Below are 17,504 nucleotides of genomic sequence, written 5' to 3' on the forward strand. Positions count from 1 at the left end.
CGAATACTACATCCCCACGACGCACCGCGCCTTCCGGCGCGCAATGGTGCGGCGCACAGTTGCAAAAGCAGAACCCGGTTTTGCCGTCTAATTTCAGGTAACCGGTTTTCCGCGTGCTCGACCACAAGTCATGGCGCGCGGTTTCAATAATAGACCTAGGAGATGTTTGTGGAGACCTCCCAATCTGCCGGCCGTTCATGGCTATGGCTCATCCTGCTGATCCCGTACATTGCGTTGCTGTGGTTGCCGTTCTATAACGACACGCGGCCCTCGTTCGCCGGCTTTCCGTTCTTCTACTGGTATCAGTTCTTGTGGGTTCCGTTGACCTCGCTACTGATTTACGTCGTGTACCGAGGTGTCAAATGAGCGATGTCACTCCTGTGAACCCGGTTGCGATGACCGTCTTTATCGCATTCTTTGTTCTCGTCACTGTCATCGGTTTTTTTGCCGCGCGCTGGAAGCGGGGCGATTTGACGCAATTGCATGAGTGGGGCCTGGGTGGCCGCCAGTTCGGCACGTTGATTTCGTGGTTCCTCGTGGGTGGCGATTTCTATACCGCCTATACCGTGATCGCGGTGCCCGCGCTGGTGTATTCGGTGGGCGCGTATGGCTTCTTTGCGCTCCCGTACACGATCATCGTCTATCCGTTCGTGTTCGCGGTGATGCCGAAGCTGTGGAAGATCGCGAAGGCGAAGGATCACATCACGGCGGCGGACTACGTGCAGGGTGAATACGGCGGCAAGTGGTTCCCGGCTGCGGTTGCATTGACCGGCATTGTCGCGACGATGCCGTATATCGCGCTGCAACTGGTGGGCATGCAGGTGGTGATCAAGGGGCTCGGCGTCACCGGCGAGATGCCGCTGATCGTCGCCTTCGTGATTCTTGCGCTGTACACGTATGCAAGCGGCTTGCGGGCGCCGGCGATGATCGCGTTCGTCAAGGACATCATGATCTATATCGTCGTGATCGCGGCGGTCTGGCTGATTCCGGCGAAGCTCGGCGGCTATGCGCATGTGTTCGATGCGGCCGATACGTATTTCAAGGCCAAGGGCGGCGCAACCGGGATCATTCTGAAGCCGACGCAGTTCACTGCTTATGCATCGCTTGCGTTAGGTTCGGCACTGGCGGCGTTTATGTATCCGCATACGATGACCGCAGTCTTGTCGTCCTCGTCGGCTAATACGGTGCGCAAGAATGCGATTTTCCTGCCGGCTTATACGTTGTTGCTGGGGCTGATTGCGTTGCTTGGGTATATGGCGATTGCGGCTGGCGTGCATGTGAAGTCGGCGTCGGATATGGTGCCGGCGCTGTTTAACACGCTGTTTCCGTCGTGGTTTGTTGGTTTTGCGGCTGCTGCTATCGCGATTAGCGCTTTGGTGCCCGCCGCGATCATGTCGATTGGGGCGGCTAATCTGTTCACTCGGAATTTGTGGCGTCCTCTTGTTTCGCCGGGTATCACGCCTGAGGCGGAGGCTTCTACTGCGAAGATTGTTTCGCTTGTTGTTAAGTTTGGGGCGCTGTTGTTTATTGTGTTCTTGCCTACGCAGTATGCGATTGATTTGCAGTTGCTGGGTGGGGTTTGGATTTTGCAGATCTTTCCGGCTATTGTGTTTTCGTTGTATACGCGGCGGTTGAATACTACAGGGTTGTTTCTTGGGTGGCTGGTCGGGATCGTGTTGGGGACTGGTCTTGCTATTTCTCAAGGGCTCAAGCCGGTGTTTGCTTTGCATGTCGGAGATGCTGTTTATCCGGTTTATATCGGGTTGATTGCGCTCGCCGCTAATGTTGTTGTTAGTTTTGTTGTGTCGGTTTTGTCGCCGCGCAGGGTTGTGGCGGCGGTTTGATGTTGTTGTTTGGCGTGGCTGACGCTGCTAGGGTGGTTGCTCCGGCGGCGTTGGCCTTTCCTTGAATTGTTAGTGGTCTATTAGCGTTGCCCCTGTGCGGGGCGGCACCTACTTTTCTTTGCCGCCGCAAAGAAAAGTAGGCAAAAGAAAGCGGCTAGAAACCCCTGCTAAGTGGGTCCCGCAGCTTGCTACCGGTAGTGGTGCATCTGGAATCTGTGTTCGTGCCACTACATGCGCTTGTGACAAGGGCGTCATACTTCCGGCGGCGCTGCGCGCGCCGAAGAGTTGTTCAAAAACCATTCGGTATTTGGAGCTTGTCTCGTCGGGGTGCGGCGGATGCTGCGGCGTGCTCCTTGTTAGCGTCTACGCCGAAAGTTAATCCCCACGAACACGGCCATCAATGTCAAAAATCCGCCGAACAGTAGGGCGGAATTGACGACAACGTGTCTGACGCCAAGCACGTCGACGTTGATGAAAGGATACGGATAAAAGTCTGACAAACTGCCGCGCCAGAAGGTAATGGCGAGGTACGCGACAGGATAGATCAGCCACAGCAGGCAATGCCGTAGCCGCAAATGGAATCGCGGTACGAATAACACCCAGTAAAGCACCGCCAGCATCGGTAAAAGGCTGTGCAACGATTCGTTGAGCAGCAGCCTGTACGCCCTCGGTGACCACATTCCGCGTAGAAGCAGGTTGTAGGCGATCCCCACAAATGCCATGTAGACAACGACCGCGGTCACGACGGTGGGCTGTCGAAAAAAATGCACGATTACCGGACTGCGCCTTCGTAACGCTACGCAGGTAAAACAGACCGCGCACGCTAATACCGTTAGATTGGTGAGGTAACTGCTCATCCGCGCAACCCCATCGAGCACGCCGAGCCCGCGGGCTAGCGTGCGGTCGATCGTCAAATCGGCTTGCGCAACGATCGAAATCCACGCGATTACGGCGATGATCGCCGCCAGCGTCACAGACGAGACGCTGGGCGTGTGGAGCGGAAGCTCGGGCTCATGGTGATGATGTGGGGCAGGGCGCATGCGAATGATTCTATACACACCACATTCGCTTTGCAGCAAGTGCGAAAAATCGAGTGAGCCGAGGTCGAAGTCGATCCGGACTCAACCTCTGCCCAATAAAAATTCTACGGCGTGCTATGTGAAACGCTGACCGGCTGCAAACGGCTCACTACTTCGGGTATAGCCGAACTTGCGGGCGATGTTTCGTCAATCGTCGTGCGGCCGCCGTCGTGGAAGAACGCGAGTTCCGCGGCCTTGTTCAGTACAAGGATACTGATGCGCCGATTGGTCGGCTCGTCGGCGACGTTGCTGTTTAGCGGCAACACATCGGCGAGTCCGCGCACCTGCAGCAGCTTCTCGCCGTGCATGCCGCCTGCTACCAACGCGCGGCGTGCGGCGTTGGCCCGCTCGGACGAGAGTTCCCAGTTTGAGTAGCCCTCTGGGCCGGCCGTGTACGGCACCGCGTCGGTGTGGCCGGCTATCGAAACGCGGTTCTCCACGTCGTTGAGCGCGGCGCCGATTTGCGTCAGGATCGTCACGGCGTAAGGCTGCAACTTTGAACTGCCGGACGGAAACATCGGGCGATTCTGTGAATCGACGATCTCGATGCGCAAACCCTCGTTCGTGATCGAAATGCGGATCTGATCCTTGAATGTCTTCAGCACCGGGCTCTGTTCGATCAGGGCGGTGAGCTTCTCTTTCAACTGCTGAAGCCGTGCCGCGTCGGCGGGCGCCACGATCGGTGCGACCTTTGTCGGCGGTGTGGGTTCGGTCTGGGTTTTCTTGCCGTCGCCGGGTCGGCTGTCGGTGATGTCGCGCCCGCCGCCCTGGATGACGTTCGGACGGGCCGCTGCCGTGCCCTCGTTGCCGCCGAGCAGGCTCGACAGCGGGGTGTTGAAATAGTCTTCGATGCCCTGCTTGTCGTACTTGGACGTCGAACCGAGCAGCCACATCAGCAGGAAGAACGCCATCATCGCGGTGACGAAGTCGGCGTAGGCGATTTTCCATGCGCCGCCGTGGTGGGCGCCATGGTCGCCACCCTTCTTCGAGCGGCGCACGATCACCGGAGCGCTTGTCTCGTCCTGCTGGGACGCGCGCGATCTTCTTTCACTCATGATGCCGCTCCGCGTCAGGCCGATTTCGGCATCTTGGTGGCGCGCACGGCGTCGTCGAGTTCCTGGAAGCTCGGGCGGTCGGCGGTGAACAGGACCTTGCGGCCGAATTCGACGGCGATCGGCGGTGCATAGCCGGAGAGTGAAGCGAGCAACACGGCCTTCACGCACTGGTAAGGTTTGGCTTCGGCGCGGCCCTTGGCGTTGAGCAGATCGGCGACCGGACCGATAAAGCCATAGGCGAGAAGAATGCCGAGGAAGGTGCCGACCAGTGCGCCGGCGATCATTTCGCCGAGCACGGCAGGCGGCGCGCCGACCGAGCCCATCGTATGAACGACACCCATCACGGCGGCGACAATGCCGAATGCCGGTAAGCCGTCAGCCATTTTCTGAATCGCGTTGGCCGCGACCGATGCTTCCGCATGATGTGTGGCCAGCTCTTCGTCCATCAGGTCCTGCACTTCAAGCACGTTCACGTTGCCGCCGGACATCATGCGCAAATAGTCGACGATAAAGTCGAGCAGATGATGGTCCTTCAGGACGTGCGAATACTTCTGGAACAGCACGCTCTCTTCCGGCGCCATGACGTCGGCTTCGAGCGACATCATGCCTTCCTTGCGTGCCTTCTGAAGCAGCTCGTAAAGCAGCGCGATCAGCTCGAGATATTTTTCCTTCGTATACCCACCGCTTTTAAAACACGAAGGAATCGCCTTGATCGTTTTCTTCAGCGTGGAGGTCGGATTGCTCACGACAAACGCACCGATCGCCGCGCCAAAAATACATAGCAATTCGAACGGTTGAACGAGCGCAGGAAGATGCCCGCCTACACCGACAAAACTACCGATCACAGAAGCCATTACCACTACCCAGCCGATTGCGACAAACATGCTCTCTCCGTTATCTTGCGCGACGCACGTTCGGCGGAACAGGCCCGATTTCATGGGCTTTTTCGAGTGCGTCACTCATATTCGCTATGTACCGGTAAACGGCCAGATTCGCGATGTCTGAAGTGTGCGCATCAGTGAAAAATAAAATATTCACCAACTGGTTAATCGCCTGTTTTATTTCCGGTAATTTTGTCCGCCGAATTTGATCAGTCGTTGCGGTCGCAACCAATAGTGGAGATTTGAAAACCGGGTGATTGAAGACGTGGTTGCATGACTGCATTATTCAAAATGCATGGTGTGGCATTTTTACCGGGCGGTCTGCTAGCATGGCTAACAGTTTGTAACGTCCCGGCGCTCGAAGCCGCTACGCGGCTTCTCGTCGGCTCACGAATGCCGGCAGCGACAGCGGCCCATCCGGAGATGCGAAAAACATGCGGAATCTGAATTCTGCCGGGAACATCAAGCTCACAACCAAAGCGTCCTCCTGCCTTGTCGGTATCGGGCTTCTGTTCGCGTCCAACGCGGCTGACGCCCAGGAGTTTTCCCTATTCGGCGGCGGCTCGCGCGCGGGCAGTACAAACACCTACACGTGGGCGTTCAACTATCAGGAAGGGCTCGGGCAATACTTCGCCGCGAGCTTCACGTGGCTCAATGAGGGACACATTCCCAACCATCATCGCGACGGCCAGATGATCCAGCTATGGGGCCGTATTCCCGTCGGCAGCCCGCAGTTCGTCCTGCAGGCGGGCGTCGGTCCATACCGTTACTTCGACACCACCACGGCCGTGCAAGGCGGCAGCTATTCGGACACTCACGGCTGGGGTGTCGTGTATAGCGTGCGCGCGGCGTACTACGCGTCGAGCCGGTGGATCACGCAACTGCAGTTGAATCGCGTGCATGTGCAACGCGGGCCGGATGCGACCAGCGTGATGTTCGGCGTCGGCTATCAGCTCGATGCCCCGGGCACCCCCGGTCCGCGCGACTGGGCGAGCGGCAGTACGCACAACGTCACTAACAACGAAGTGGCGGTGTACCTCGGCGAGACGATCATCAATTCGACCAGCTCGCCGACTGCACTTGGCGGCGCGATCGAATACCGGCGTGGGCTTGCGAAATACCTCGATGTGACGGTTGGCTATCTTCACGAGGGCAGCAGCAAGGTGGCGCGCCGCGACGGCTTGACCAGCCAACTGTGGGCGACGCGTGCCTTCCTCAACGATAAGGTATCGCTCGGGCTCGGCGTCGGCGCCTACTATGCGATCAACGAAAACGAGAACAGCCTGACGCCGGGGCCGGGCGCCGGGAAGTTTTCCGGGCTCGTTACGATCGCCGGCTCGTATCGCTTGACCGATCACTGGAATGCGCGGATCGAATGGAATCGTGTCGTGACACGCTATGATCGCGACTCGGATGTGATTTTCGGCGGTGTGGGCTACCGTTGGTGATGGCTCACCGTGTCAGCAGAAGCAGTCTTCTAGAACCGATAGTAAAGATTCACAGAAAAAAACCGGAGAAGAGCATGAAAGCCAGCACCATCGCCGAACGGGAGGCCCGTGGCCGTGCCGCCCGTGAGCACTCGAAGCGCTCGAGCCATCGCACGGTAGGCGAGTTGCATCGCAACCCGATCGAGTTGCTCAAGCAAAGCAGCGAGGGGCGCGTCGAAAGGCTTGTGCCGCTGCGCTACGGGCGCATGTCGGTGTCGCCGTTCACCTTCTTTCGCGGCACCGCGATCATCCAGGCGCACGACCTGAGCCGTGTTCCCGACACCGGCCTCACCATGCCGATTTGCGGCGACGGTCATCTGATGAATTTCGGCGGCTTCGCGACACCGGAGCGTCAACTCGTATTCGATCTGAACGACTTCGACGAAGTCGCGACGGGTCCCTTCGAATGGGACCTGAAACGCCTGACCGCGAGCCTCGTGGTCGCCGCGCGTCATATGCGTTTGAGCCGTGGCGCAGCCGAGAATCTGGTGATGACCGCCGTTACCGAATACCGCGACCGCATGACGCAATACGCGCAATGCGGCGCGCTCGAACTCTGGTACGACCGCATCACCTTCGACCGCATGGCGGAAACCGCGCTGACCCCCGAGCGCCGCCGTATCGTGCGCCGCGGTATGGAAAAGGCCGCGAGCCGTACCCACGAAAATCTGCTGGAGAAAATGGCCGAGCACGACGGTGACCACTGGACGATCCGCGATGCGCCGCCGGCGCTGTTCCACGTGCTGGGCGCGAACACGCTGTTCACGCCTGAAGAAACCGAAGCATTCAGGGGCCACAACTGGCGCAAGATGCTCGAACGCATGTGGGGCGAGTACCTGAAGACGATGTCGCATGACCGGCGAGAGTTGCTCAGCCATTTCACCGTGCAGGACATCGTATTCAAAGTGGTGGGCGTTGGCAGCGTCGGCACGCGCTGCATGGTGGTGCTGAACGTGGATCACATGGGCAAGCCATTGTTCCTGCAGCTCAAGGAGGCGCGGCCGTCTGTGATCGCCCAGTACTACAAGTCGGCTCCCGTGAAGCACGAGGGCGAACGCGTCGTGCAAGGGCAGCGCATGCTGCAGGCCGCGAGCGACATTTTTCTCGGCTGGGCGAACGGACCGCTAGGGCGCCATTTCTATTTCCGGCAACTACGCGACATGAAACTGTCGGCGAATATCGAGTTGTTCGACACCGACCTGCTGGAAGGTTACGCGAAGCTTTGCGGCTGGATCATGGCGCGTGCGCATGCCAAGGCGAGCGGCCAGGCGATCGAAGTCAGCGCGTATATCGGTCGTGGCGACCAGTTTGCGGAGTCACTCGCAGCTTATGCCGCCAGCTACGCGGATCAGGTGGAACGTGATTACGACGTGTTCCTGAAGGCCTGCCGCAGCGGCGAGCTCGAGGCGCGCACGGACGAAGACATGGCGGCGGATTTCCGGGTGTAAGAGGGCGCGGCGTGGCTCGCCACGTGTCGGTGGCCGAGCCACGCGGCAAGATTTCTCGCAGTTCAGTCGTCGACGCGCGCTTCACGCAGCGTAACGAAGCGCAGGTGCTGTTGGCGCGCCGCTTCGATCACGCTCGGCAGGACGGCGAGTATCAGCGGTTTGCCTTCGAGGGTGAGCGCGGCGTTTCCATCGTGCAGGAGCAGGATGTCGCGCGGGGCAAGGCCCTGAAGCAGCCGATGCGTGACCACCTGGGGATCGCGTTCGCGCGTGTCGTAGCCACGCCGCGTCCACGCCGCGAGCCGCAAATCGAGTTTGCGCAGCACGGGCTCGAGAAAAATGTTGCGCAGGCCCGCCGGGGCGCGGAAGAACATTGGCCGCTCGCCGCTCAATGCCTGGAAGGTGCGCTGCGCCGCTTCGATCTCGCGCGTGAGAGCACCCGGAAACGTGATCGAAAACGTGTGCACGTGAACCTGTGAATGGTTTTCCAGCGCATGGCCGCGTGCGACGATCTCGCGTGCGAGCTCCGGGTAGCGTTGCGCTTTCGCGCCGATACAGAAGAAAGTGGCGCGCACGTTGAAAGCGTCGAGCAGATTCAGCACTTGCGGTGTGACGACCGGGTCGGGACCGTCGTCGATGGTCAGTGCGATCGCGTCTGCGTTGCGCGCGCCGGCGGGCAGGCGCGTCCAGTTTGGGCCCAGCAGCGAGGTGCGTGGCAACAGGCCGGCTACCGTGAAAATAGCGTGATTCGCGAAGATCGCGGCGAGCCACCATGGCCATGCGGCGGGTGTCAGCAGCCAGCCGGCCAGTACGAATACATGCCATGCGGCGGTGGCGGTGACCATCGCGGGATAGCCGGTGCGCGGCCAGCGGTGCTGCGGCGCGACCTCATTGCGATGCGGGGTGAAAAGTTCGTTCATAAAGCGTGCTTCCTGTCTTCCTTCCTCCGTCCTGGGAGGGCCCTGAATCGCGCGCGTGACGCGCAACAGTCAACCATACCATTGATGCGCAACGCGGCGCTGTTGCGGAAGGTAACGATAAGTAATGAAAGAAATCTGAAAGACATCATGCTTCGCGAAGGCTGCGCCGTTGCCGTTGCGTTTGTGATGGGCGACCTGCTGTTGTATGGTGCTAGGGCCAAAGAAACCGAGCGGGAGAAGTGCTGTGACAGGAACGGGAATCAAGAAGGTCGCGCTGGTGACGGGCGCGGGCAGTGGCATCGGCCGGGCCTGCGCGCTCAAGATGCTGGAACATGGTTATAGCGTCGTACTCGCAGGCCGTCGCCAGGCGCCGCTCGACGCCGTGGTCGAAGAAGCGCAGCAACTCGGTGGCGATGCGCTTGCCGTGGCCTGCGACGTGACGGATGCCGATAGCGTCGCTGCGCTGTTCGACACGATCCGCTCGCGGCGCGGCCGTCTCGACGTGCTGTTCAACAATGCGGGCCGTAACGGCTCGCCGGTGGATATCGACGAGCTCGATGTCGACGAATGGCGCTCGGTGGTCGACACCAATCTCACAGGCGTGTTTCTCTGCACACGTGCCGCCTTCGGTCTGATGAAAACGCAGACGCCGCGGGGCGGCCGCATCATCAACAATGGCTCGATTTCCGCGCATGCGCCGCGGCCGAACAGCATTGCCTATACGGCGACCAAGCACGCGATTACCGGCATCACCAAAGCGGTTTCGCTCGACGGCCGCAAATACGACATCGTGTGCGGTCAAATTGACATCGGCAATGCGGCGACGGAAATGGCCGAGCGGATGGCGCGCGGCGTGCCGCAGGCGAATGGCGAAATCGCGGTCGAGCCGTTGATGGACGTGCAGCACGTCGCCGACGCGGTGCTGCATATGGCCGAATTGCCGCTGTCCGCGAACGTGCAGTTCATGACCATCATGGCGAGCAAGATGCCGTTCGTCGGGCGGGGTTGAGCAGGGCGCGTCCGCACGCATCGCAGGAGATCAACTTATACTGGGCGCTTCCCGCCTTCCGGAAAACGATTCGCCGTGCCCCGCGCCACACCCAAGGACGACCCGCAGCCGGTGCCGCCCGTGCAGCCCGACCTCGACGATTGTTGTCATAGCGGCTGCAATCCGTGTGTCTTCGATCTCTACGATGAAGCACTGGAGCGCTATCAGTCAGCGCTCGCCGAATGGCAAGCGCGGCAGGCGGCACTCAGGGTGCAAAAGGTACAAAAGGTACAAACCGTGCAAGCGCGGCACAGCAAACCGCGTACGCGCCGCTAAACGGTGTTTCAGGTTTTACGCCAAGGCCGCAGCCATACCCCGTCCCCGTCATGACCGACCTTCAGCCCGCGCACATCGAACCCTTCAACGAAACGCACACGCTGGACGACCTGCATACCTTCGTGCAGCGTTATCCGCGTCTGTTCGTGCTAACCGGTGCGGGCATCAGCACAGATTCCGGCATTCCAGGCTATCGCGACGACAACGGCGAATGGAAACGTTCGCCGCCGATCACGCTGCAGGAATTTCTCGGCACGGCTGCGATGCGCCGACGCTATTGGGCACGCAGCATGGTGGGCTGGCCGGTGGTGGCCGACGCGCAGCCGAATGCCGCGCATACCGCTCTCGCCCGGCTCGAGGCAGCCGGCCATGTGCCGACGCTCGTCACGCAGAACGTCGACGGTTTGCATCAGCGGGCGGGCAGCCGCGAGGTGATCGAACTGCATGGCGGTATCGATGGCGTGACGTGTCTGGACTGCGGGATGCAGCATTCGCGCGCGTCGATCCAGCGCACGCTCGAAGCCGACAATCCCGCGTTGCTGAACGTCACCGCTGAAACCGCCGCCGACGGCGACGCGCATCTGGAGTGGCACGATCTCGACGCTTTCCGCGTTCCGGCGTGCACGAACTGCGGCGGTTTGTTGAAGCCCGCCGTGGTGTTTTTCGGCGAAAGCGTGCCGCGCGAGCGTGTCGAAGCGGCGTCGCATGCGCTCGATGCGGCGGACGCGGTGCTGGTGGTCGGCTCGTCGCTGATGGTCTATTCGGGCTACCGCTTCTGCGTGTGGGCGCAGAAGCAGGGCAAGCCGATCGTCGCGATCAATCTGGGGCGCACGCGCGCCGATCCGCTGTTGTCGCTGAAAATCGCCGCGCCCTGTGCCGACACGCTGACTGCGCTGGCGGGGCGTCTGGCACTGGATTGAGCGGGCCGCCCGAGCTGCGCGCGGCTCGCACAAATCGTCGATAATCCCAATCCCACGCAGTGCCGCCCTCACGAAAAGCAACCGTCCCGCAAAAGGAACGCCGATGTTGACGACGATCGAACAGCTCGAAGCAATCTACGGTCAGCCCCACGAACGCGCAGTGAAGAAAGAGATTCCCTACGTCAACGAAGACTATCGTGCGTTCATCGAAGTCGCGCCCTTCGTCGTGCTCGCCACCGCCGGTCCGGAAGGCCTCGACTGTTCGCCGCGCGGCGACGCGCCGGGCTTCGTGCGTGTGATCAACGAACGCACGCTCGCGCTGCCGGACCGCATCGGCAACAATCGCGTCGACAGTCTGCGCAATATCATCGTTGAGCCGCACCTGGCGCTGCTGTTCATCATTCCGGGCGTCGGCGAAAGTTTGCGCGTGAACGGCCGCGGCCGCATTTCCAACGATCCGGAATTGCTGGACAGTTTTGCCGTCGAAGGTAAACTGCCGCGTACCGTGCTGCTGATCGACGTCGAAGCGGTGTACTTTCATTGCTCGAAGGCGCTGGTGCGCTCGAAACTGTGGGATCCCGCGCGTCATATCGAACGTTCGCGCCTGCCGAGTGCCGGCGAGATCCACCAGCGCATCAACGGCGCCAGTTTTGATGCCGCGACCTACGACCGTGAACTCGCCGAACGCGTGCGCACGACCCTGTACTGAAACAACCCGAACATGACTGATTCCCATCCGGCGTTGCGGCAACATTCGCCCTCCGCCGAACGCAATCGCGAACCGATCCTTGCCGTATTGCGCGAAGTGCTGCCGGCTACCGGCCGTGTGCTGGAAATCGCGAGCGGCACGGGGCAGCATGCTATCTGCTTCGCCGGCGCATTGCCCGGGCTCGACTGGCAACCGAGTGATCCCGATGCGGACGCGCGTGCGTCGATTGCGGCGTGGATCGCGCATGCAGGGCTGGCGAACGTGCGCGCAGCGCTCGCTCTCGACGTGCATCAGGCGGAGTGGGGTGTGCAAACGCTGAATGCGCCCGATCAGTTTGACGCCGTGGTCTGTATCAACATGATTCACATCTCGCCGTGGAGCGCGACGCAAGCGCTATTCGCCGGCGCGAGTCGCCGACTGGTCGACGGCGGTGTACTGTATCTGTACGGCCCTTACAAACGCGGTGGCGCGCATACCTCGCCGAGCAACGATGCGTTCGATCAGCAATTGCGCAGCCGCGACCCCGCGTGGGGCGTGCGCGACATGGAAGCGGTGGTCGCGTTGGGCGCATCGGTCGGGCTCGTGTGCGACGAGCCGATCGCGATGCCGGCGAACAATTTCAGTCTGGTTTTCAGGAAACGCCTGGACGCGGCGCGGGTCTGACAGACGTTGCGTAATGCGGTGTGTGCGGTGTGTAAGCGGTGCGTCATAAAGCGCATCACCGGGCACCGCCTAAAGTTGAGGCCCGCACGCAGTGGAAAGCCTGCTCGCTGAGCGCAAATGCGCGTCAGCGAGCGGCAAGCCGGCATTTCTTTTATCCTTTCACCCTCGACGTTCCGCCGACGTTCTTTCCGGCGCGGCGTCTCGACATTTTTTGGACTCTGGAGAATTCACATGGGCAAACAGGCAATCGGCGTGGTGGGGCTAGCGGTCATGGGCCGCAATCTGGCGCTCAACATCGAAAGCCGCGGCCACGCGGTGTCGGTGTACAACCGTAGCCGCGAGAAAACCGACGAACTCATCGCCGAATATCCGGACAAGAAGCTGGTGCCGGCCTTCACGCTGGAAGACTTCGTGGAGTCGCTGGAAAAACCGCGCCGCATTCTGCTGATGGTCAAGGCAGGCGAGCCGACCGACGCCACCATCGCGTCGCTCAAGCCGCTGCTGGACAAGGGCGACATCCTGATCGACGGCGGCAATACGCATTTCACCGACACCATCCGCCGCAATCAGGAACTGGCGAAAGCCGGCCTGCATTTCATCGGCACGGGCGTGTCGGGTGGCGAAGAGGGCGCATTGAAAGGCCCGTCGATCATGCCGGGCGGCCAGCGCGACGCCTATGACCTGGTTGCGCCGATCCTCACCGAAATCGCCGCCAAGGCGCCGGACGGCGAGCCGTGCGTCGCGTATATGGGTCCGGACGGAGCGGGCCACTTCGTGAAAATGGTGCACAACGGCATCGAATACGGCGACATGCAGTTGATCGCCGAGAGCTATGCCGTGCTCAAGCAGGTCGTCGGTCTGTCGAACGAGGAACTGGCCAAGGTCTACACCGAATGGAACGAGGGCGAACTCGACAGCTACCTGATCGAAATCACCTCGAAGATCTTCAAGAAGAAAGACGAAGAAACCGGCAAGGATCTGGTCGACGTGATTCTCGATCGCGCGGCGCAGAAAGGCACCGGCAAGTGGACCAGCCAGAACGCGCTCGACCTCGGCGCACCGCTGCCGCTGATTACGGAAGCCGTGTTCGCACGCGTGCTGTCGTCGTTGAAGACTCAGCGCGTGGCCGCGAGCAAGGTGCTGGAAGGGCCGGCAGCCAAGCCGCTCGGCGCCGAGCGTGACGCGTTCATCGAATCGGTGCGCCGTGCGCTGTACTTCAGCAAGGTGATTTCGTACGCACAAGGTTTCGCGCAACTGCGCGCGGCATCGGAAGAGTACAAGTGGGATCTGGACTACGGCACGATCGCGAAGATTTTCCGCGCCGGCTGTATCATCCGCGCCCGCTTCCTGCAGAAGATCACCGACGCCTATACGAAAGACAAGGCGATCGCCAACCTGCTGCTCGATCCGTACTTCCGCGACATCGCGAAGAACTATCAGTCGGCGTTGCGCGAAGTCGTGATTGCCGCCATCAATGCTGGCGTGCCGGTGCCGGCATTCGCGTCGGCAGTGGCGTATTTCGACGCATATCGCTCGGAACGCCTGCCGGCGAACCTGGTGCAGGCTCAGCGCGATTTCTTCGGCGCGCACACGTTCGAACGTATCGACAAGCCGGGCAGCTTCCACGCGAACTGGAGCTGAGCGTTTGAATCGTGGCCCGGCGCGCGCTTGCAGCAAGGCGCGCCGGGCCACATAAGCGATTGAATTCAAGGCGGGCAATTATTGCTGATAGCTATCGTGCAGATAGCGTGGCAGCACGCTGGACCCTCTACTATTGCGAATTTCGGAATAGAGTTTCATCGTTTTAGGGGTTTCCCCTAGATGTTGCCGCTCCTAAACTTCTACTTAAGCGCTACGGGACAACGAGCCCAAAGCACATTAAATACAAGTTCTGGAGGTTTACATCATGAAGACTCTTATCTCTGCAGTTGTCGTCGCTGCCGCTCTGGTCGCTCCTGTTGCTTCGTTCGCTCAATCGAACCAGCCGCTTACCCGCGCTGAAGTGCGCGCTCAACTGGTGCAACTGGAAAAGGCCGGTTACAACCCGATCGGCGATCATGTCGATTACCCGGCTAACCTGCAAGCTGCGCAAGCCCGCGTCGATGCACAGAACGGCACCGCTCAAGCTGTGAACAGCGGCTACGGCGCACCGATCGCTGGCACCTCGCAAGCCGGCCGTCCGCTGACCGGCAACGACCGTAACTCGGTCTACTTCGGCAACTAATTCGCCGAAACTGATGTGAACGCCGCCTGGCTGACAGGCGGCGGGTAATAAAAAAACGCCGACCGGATTGCCGGGCGGCGTTTTGTCGTTTACGGCGTTGCCTCGCCGTCAGATCGATTTCAAGGCGCGCTTCAACGGTTCGGCAAATGCGGAATCCCTTCGTTGCTGGTCAGATTCAACTGATGAATCTGCCGATGCGCCTTGTTCAGATGCGCCTGCGCGGCGACGCGTTGCGCTTCCAGTTGCGACACCTCTTTGCGCACCTGATGCTGCCGGTTCGACACGGTCTGTTCCTGCGCGCCGCGCCGTTGCAGATCCGTGCGCAGCCGTTCGGCCTGCGCCTCGGAGCGCGCGATCATGCGCGCCAGCTGTTCGTTTTGCGCCTCGAGTTGCGCGCGGCGCGTTTCGCCTTCGGAGAGCCGCGTCGCCTGTTCCTCGAAGTGATGGAAGGCCGCTTCCGCGGCTTCGAGGTCGGCGGCTTTGAGCGCGCGCCACAGCGAGCCGTCCTGATACAGCGCGACGTAGTACGTCAGTTCCTTCGCGTGGAACAGCAGACTGACCGAATAGGCGAAGCTGCGGAACACGCGGAACGGCGTCAGCGCTTCTTCTTCGGCGAGCCATTCGATTTCGGCGGTGTCGGCCATCTGCACGCCGCGCGCGCTAACCTGCGAAGGCACCACCGGCACCGGCCGTAACGTCGTTACCGGCCGCGCCGGCTCGGCGACGGGGGCGGGCTGGGCACCAGCGGCAGCGGGCGTGACGCCGGCCGCCGCGGCCAGCGCCGCCTCCTCGCTGTCGTCGGGCGAAACGGAATCGGCGGCGTTCTCTCGTGCGACCTGCACGAGATGCGATGGGCCTGCCAGCACGCTGCGGCGGTTCAGGAGACTTTTCACGGCGGTTCCTCCGGTTGACTCGCCCGAAACCTTCAGACGGCGTCGACAGTCAAGCATGCCGGACAATCTGGCGGTTCGGGCGGTGAGCGAAAAGTGGCGGACCGGCGGTACTAGCAACTGAGCACCGGGGTGCGCGGCAGTGCGGATGCGTTTTCCGCAAGCGCAGCTTTAATGCAAGGTGCGATGCCGGCGGCCTATTTCATCGAACAGCGCGCGGCTGGGTTCGAGGGCAAGCAACCAGGATTCGTCGTAACCACTGAGATTGTCGAGCGCCTCGCGCAGCCGTTCAATCGCCAGTGCCGGAATCTCGACGCTGGCTTCGACGCCGCTCGACAATCCCGCGATGCTGGCCAGCTGGACCAGCGCGTCGGCGGCTTCGGCGACGTCTGCCGCGAAAATCAGATGGGTGTTCAGCAACTCGACCAAACCGGGCGACGCCGCAATATCGTCGACGTTGAGTTGCACGGCCAGAAACGTGGCTTTGTTCATCCTCAACTCCTCGCTGGATCCAGGCGTTTGCGTACGGTGCGTTGCGGCAGCATGACTGAGTATAGGCGAGGGTTAAAAGGATTCAATAATCACACGAATGCGTTCGCCCGGCCGTGTGGCGGCGGTTGCGCCTGCCGCAACACCTATAATGGGGTCGGTCGAAACGCGTGATCCCGCTGGGCCGGGCGGTTTGGTATGCGGCACGGATAACGCGTCGACAGCGTCTGCTTCTCAATCCACTATTCACCATGAAGATCATTCGCAGCAAGAGCTTCACCGCGACGCGTCCGTGGGGCGCGCTCGATATCGCCAACATGGGCGGCATCACGACGCGCCTGCATTGGACTGATCAGCCGTACAAATGGCATGTCAACGACGGCGAGGAAGTGTTCGCCGTGCTCGACGGCCGCGTGGAGATGCGCTATCGGGAAGGCGGCGTGGAACAGTCGGCGATTCTGGAAACGGGCGATGTGTTCTACGCGTCGGTGGGCACCGAACACGTTGCGCATCCGATCGGTGTGGCGCGCATTCTGGTGGTCGAGGCCGAGGGCAGTGTCTGACGGTTCCTTGGCCCATGCCGTGTCGAAGCCGTTGCCAGCGCGCACGGCGGCATAATGGATAAGTGCCGTGGCGCCCGTGGCGAGCGGCACGGCGAATGCTTGGGGCTGATTGAATCCGATTGAATCTAAGTGTCGAGGAAAATCACATGACAAGACAATGGCAATTCACGGCGACCCGGTTGCTGATCTCGGCGACACTCGGCGTGATGATCAGCGGTTGTACGTCGATGCCGTGGGAAAGCACGCCGTTCTATAGCAGTGCGCCGTCCCGCCCGACTACCCTTGGCACCGTCCCTGTGCCAGCCGGTTACTACCGCGCCAATCAGGGTGACACGCTGGCGGGCATCGCGTCGGCGTACGGTCGCAAGCCGCAGGAGATTGCGGCATGGAACGGCCTCGCAGCGAATGCGGCGGTCAATCCGGGGCAGGTGCTGCGAGTGGCGCCGCCCATGGCGTCGGGTAGCGTGGTGACGCCGCCGGTCGGTGTTGCCGGTCAGAATGGCGCTGCCGCGACGCCTGGCACGCCCGGCGTGCCGCAGCAAGGCGTGCTGCTGTGGCCGTTGCGGGGTCCCGTGCTGAAAGCCTTTGCGCCGGGCAAGTCGAACGGTATCGTGATCGGCGGCCACGCAGGCGATCCGGTCAAGGCCGCCGCGACCGGCCGGGTGGTTTACGCCGGCACGGGTATCGAGGCGTACGGTCCGCTCATCATCATCAAGCACGACGATTCGCTGATTACCGCCTACGGGCAGAACAGCACGCTGCTGGTCAAGGAAGGCGATGCTGTCGCGCAGGGACAAACCATCGGCGAAGTCGGCGTGGATAGCCGCGGCGTGGCGTCGATCCAGTTCGAAGTCCGTCAGAATGGCCAGCCGGTCGACCCGCTTGCGTGGCTGCCGAAGTCGGGTGGGTGAACCGCGCCTATTAGCGCGGTTTTCAGCGCCGCGTTAATTAATTGAATACACTGTGTGGCTCAACAGCCGGAGTCGTGGCCGTTCATCGAAGCAGATGAAG

Annotated in this window: 19 protein-coding genes; 13 read left to right on the forward strand and 6 right to left on the reverse strand. The window is 61.1% G+C overall.

Translation table 11 applies throughout. The features are described from left to right. Positions 1-168: 168 nt before the first annotated feature. Together M0D68_RS26675 and mctP are read left to right on the forward strand one after the other, a co-directional pair. Positions 169-366, forward strand: coding sequence for a DUF3311 domain-containing protein (locus M0D68_RS26675; RefSeq protein WP_093634922.1), 198 nt, complete (start codon positions 169-171; stop codon positions 364-366). After that, entirely contained in the window at positions 363-1,844 is a 1,482-nt protein-coding gene (mctP, locus tag M0D68_RS26680; RefSeq protein ID WP_093634816.1) for a monocarboxylate uptake permease MctP, read from the forward strand. Before M0D68_RS26675 ends, mctP begins: the two co-directional genes overlap by 4 nt. 356 nt (positions 1,845-2,200) lie before the next feature. On the opposite strand, the gene M0D68_RS26685 is transcribed toward mctP, so the two are convergent. The 3 genes from M0D68_RS26685 to motA all read right to left on the reverse strand — a co-directional run bounded on the left by M0D68_RS26685 (position 2,201) and on the right by motA (position 4,862). After that, a complete protein-coding gene (locus tag M0D68_RS26685; RefSeq protein WP_266225877.1) occupies positions 2,201-2,884 on the reverse strand; it encodes a Pr6Pr family membrane protein in 684 nt (227 codons plus the stop codon). A 104-nt stretch (positions 2,885-2,988) separates the two neighbouring features. After that, the gene (motB, locus tag M0D68_RS26690; protein ID WP_266225879.1) at positions 2,989-3,978 is read right to left on the reverse strand and encodes a flagellar motor protein MotB; all 990 of its coding nucleotides are present in this window, start codon (positions 3,976-3,978) and stop codon (positions 2,989-2,991) included. Positions 3,979-3,992: 14 nt separating this feature from the next. Continuing rightward, on the reverse strand, positions 3,993-4,862 hold the full coding sequence (gene motA / locus M0D68_RS26695; protein WP_093634921.1) for a flagellar motor stator protein MotA: 870 nt from the start codon (positions 4,860-4,862) through the stop codon (positions 3,993-3,995). Between the two features lie 431 nt (positions 4,863-5,293). On the opposite strand from motA, the gene M0D68_RS26700 reads away from it, so the two are divergent. Next, on the forward strand, positions 5,294-6,307 hold the full coding sequence (locus M0D68_RS26700) for a hypothetical protein (protein ID WP_093634814.1): 1,014 nt from the start codon (positions 5,294-5,296) through the stop codon (positions 6,305-6,307). Positions 6,308-6,381: 74 nt separating this feature from the next. Then, a complete protein-coding gene (locus tag M0D68_RS26705; protein WP_266225880.1) occupies positions 6,382-7,794 on the forward strand; it encodes a DUF2252 domain-containing protein in 1,413 nt (470 codons plus the stop codon). Positions 7,795-7,856: 62 nt separating this feature from the next. Here M0D68_RS26705 and M0D68_RS26710 read toward each other — a convergent pair whose 3' ends face one another. After that, a complete protein-coding gene (locus M0D68_RS26710; protein WP_256456758.1) occupies positions 7,857-8,711 on the reverse strand; it encodes a polysaccharide deacetylase family protein in 855 nt (284 codons plus the stop codon). Positions 8,712-8,955: 244 nt separating this feature from the next. Here M0D68_RS26710 and M0D68_RS26715 point away from each other — a divergent pair, with 244 nt between their 5' ends. From M0D68_RS26715 to M0D68_RS26745, 7 genes are all read left to right on the forward strand, one after another. Next, the gene (locus tag M0D68_RS26715; RefSeq protein WP_093634811.1) at positions 8,956-9,720 is read left to right on the forward strand and encodes an SDR family oxidoreductase; all 765 of its coding nucleotides are present in this window, start codon (positions 8,956-8,958) and stop codon (positions 9,718-9,720) included. A 75-nt stretch (positions 9,721-9,795) separates the two neighbouring features. Then, a complete protein-coding gene (locus M0D68_RS26720; RefSeq protein WP_266225882.1) occupies positions 9,796-10,035 on the forward strand; it encodes an oxidoreductase-like domain-containing protein in 240 nt (79 codons plus the stop codon). A 50-nt stretch (positions 10,036-10,085) separates the two neighbouring features. Next, positions 10,086-10,955, forward strand: a complete 870-nt coding sequence (locus M0D68_RS26725) for an NAD-dependent protein deacetylase (protein ID WP_093634810.1) — start codon at positions 10,086-10,088, stop codon at positions 10,953-10,955. Between the two features lie 103 nt (positions 10,956-11,058). Continuing rightward, positions 11,059-11,664 (forward strand): pyridoxamine 5'-phosphate oxidase family protein, encoded by a 606-nt coding sequence (locus M0D68_RS26730; RefSeq protein ID WP_093634809.1) that lies wholly within the window; start codon positions 11,059-11,061, stop codon positions 11,662-11,664. Between the two features lie 12 nt (positions 11,665-11,676). After that, positions 11,677-12,327, forward strand: a complete 651-nt coding sequence (locus M0D68_RS26735; RefSeq protein ID WP_266225885.1) for a DUF938 domain-containing protein — start codon at positions 11,677-11,679, stop codon at positions 12,325-12,327. A gap of 231 nt (positions 12,328-12,558) precedes the next feature. Beyond that, the gene (gene gndA / locus M0D68_RS26740; protein WP_200621285.1) at positions 12,559-13,968 is read left to right on the forward strand and encodes an NADP-dependent phosphogluconate dehydrogenase; all 1,410 of its coding nucleotides are present in this window, start codon (positions 12,559-12,561) and stop codon (positions 13,966-13,968) included. A 265-nt stretch (positions 13,969-14,233) separates the two neighbouring features. Further along, a complete protein-coding gene (locus M0D68_RS26745; RefSeq protein WP_093634806.1) occupies positions 14,234-14,551 on the forward strand; it encodes a DUF4148 domain-containing protein in 318 nt (105 codons plus the stop codon). A 131-nt stretch (positions 14,552-14,682) separates the two neighbouring features. Here M0D68_RS26745 and M0D68_RS26750 read toward each other — a convergent pair whose 3' ends face one another. Together M0D68_RS26750 and M0D68_RS26755 are read right to left on the reverse strand one after the other, a co-directional pair. Then, the gene (locus M0D68_RS26750) at positions 14,683-15,444 is read right to left on the reverse strand and encodes a DUF2968 domain-containing protein (RefSeq protein WP_200621286.1); all 762 of its coding nucleotides are present in this window, start codon (positions 15,442-15,444) and stop codon (positions 14,683-14,685) included. Positions 15,445-15,612: 168 nt separating this feature from the next. Next, positions 15,613-15,933 (reverse strand): hypothetical protein, encoded by a 321-nt coding sequence (locus tag M0D68_RS26755; protein WP_093634804.1) that lies wholly within the window; start codon positions 15,931-15,933, stop codon positions 15,613-15,615. A gap of 248 nt (positions 15,934-16,181) precedes the next feature. On the opposite strand from M0D68_RS26755, the gene M0D68_RS26760 reads away from it, so the two are divergent. Continuing rightward, positions 16,182-16,493 carry a cupin domain-containing protein gene (locus M0D68_RS26760; RefSeq protein WP_054041883.1) on the forward strand — a complete coding sequence of 104 codons (312 nt, stop codon included), beginning with the start codon at positions 16,182-16,184 and terminating at the stop codon, positions 16,491-16,493. A gap of 146 nt (positions 16,494-16,639) precedes the next feature. Continuing rightward, positions 16,640-17,404, forward strand: coding sequence for a murein hydrolase activator EnvC (locus M0D68_RS26765; protein ID WP_200621288.1), 765 nt, complete (start codon positions 16,640-16,642; stop codon positions 17,402-17,404). Positions 17,405-17,504 lie beyond the last annotated feature (100 nt).

Origin of the sequence: Paraburkholderia sp. SEWSISQ10-3 4 (assembly GCF_030464785.1) — a bacterium.
Taxonomy (GTDB): domain Bacteria; phylum Pseudomonadota; class Gammaproteobacteria; order Burkholderiales; family Burkholderiaceae; genus Paraburkholderia; species Paraburkholderia aspalathi.

Excerpts from the sequence above, each read along its gene's own strand:
- M0D68_RS26710 (WP_256456758.1), bottom strand. The coding sequence starts at position 8,711 with ATGAACGAACTTTTCACCCCGCATCGCAATGAGGTCGCGCCGCAGCAC.
- M0D68_RS26765 (WP_200621288.1), top strand. The coding sequence starts at position 16,640 with ATGACAAGACAATGGCAATTCACGGCGACCCGGTTGCTGATCTCGGCG.
- motA (WP_093634921.1), bottom strand. The coding sequence starts at position 4,862 with ATGTTTGTCGCAATCGGCTGGGTAGTGGTAATGGCTTCTGTGATCGGT.
- mctP (WP_093634816.1), top strand. The coding sequence starts at position 363 with ATGAGCGATGTCACTCCTGTGAACCCGGTTGCGATGACCGTCTTTATC.
- M0D68_RS26760 (WP_054041883.1), top strand. The coding sequence starts at position 16,182 with ATGAAGATCATTCGCAGCAAGAGCTTCACCGCGACGCGTCCGTGGGGC.
- M0D68_RS26735 (WP_266225885.1), top strand. The coding sequence starts at position 11,677 with ATGACTGATTCCCATCCGGCGTTGCGGCAACATTCGCCCTCCGCCGAA.
- motB (WP_266225879.1), bottom strand. The coding sequence starts at position 3,978 with ATGAGTGAAAGAAGATCGCGCGCGTCCCAGCAGGACGAGACAAGCGCT.
- M0D68_RS26755 (WP_093634804.1), bottom strand. The coding sequence starts at position 15,933 with ATGAACAAAGCCACGTTTCTGGCCGTGCAACTCAACGTCGACGATATT.
- M0D68_RS26730 (WP_093634809.1), top strand. The coding sequence starts at position 11,059 with ATGTTGACGACGATCGAACAGCTCGAAGCAATCTACGGTCAGCCCCAC.
- M0D68_RS26745 (WP_093634806.1), top strand. The coding sequence starts at position 14,234 with ATGAAGACTCTTATCTCTGCAGTTGTCGTCGCTGCCGCTCTGGTCGCT.
- M0D68_RS26685 (WP_266225877.1), bottom strand. The coding sequence starts at position 2,884 with ATGCGCCCTGCCCCACATCATCACCATGAGCCCGAGCTTCCGCTCCAC.
- M0D68_RS26705 (WP_266225880.1), top strand. The coding sequence starts at position 6,382 with ATGAAAGCCAGCACCATCGCCGAACGGGAGGCCCGTGGCCGTGCCGCC.
- M0D68_RS26700 (WP_093634814.1), top strand. The coding sequence starts at position 5,294 with ATGCGGAATCTGAATTCTGCCGGGAACATCAAGCTCACAACCAAAGCG.
- M0D68_RS26725 (WP_093634810.1), top strand. The coding sequence starts at position 10,086 with ATGACCGACCTTCAGCCCGCGCACATCGAACCCTTCAACGAAACGCAC.
- gndA (WP_200621285.1), top strand. The coding sequence starts at position 12,559 with ATGGGCAAACAGGCAATCGGCGTGGTGGGGCTAGCGGTCATGGGCCGC.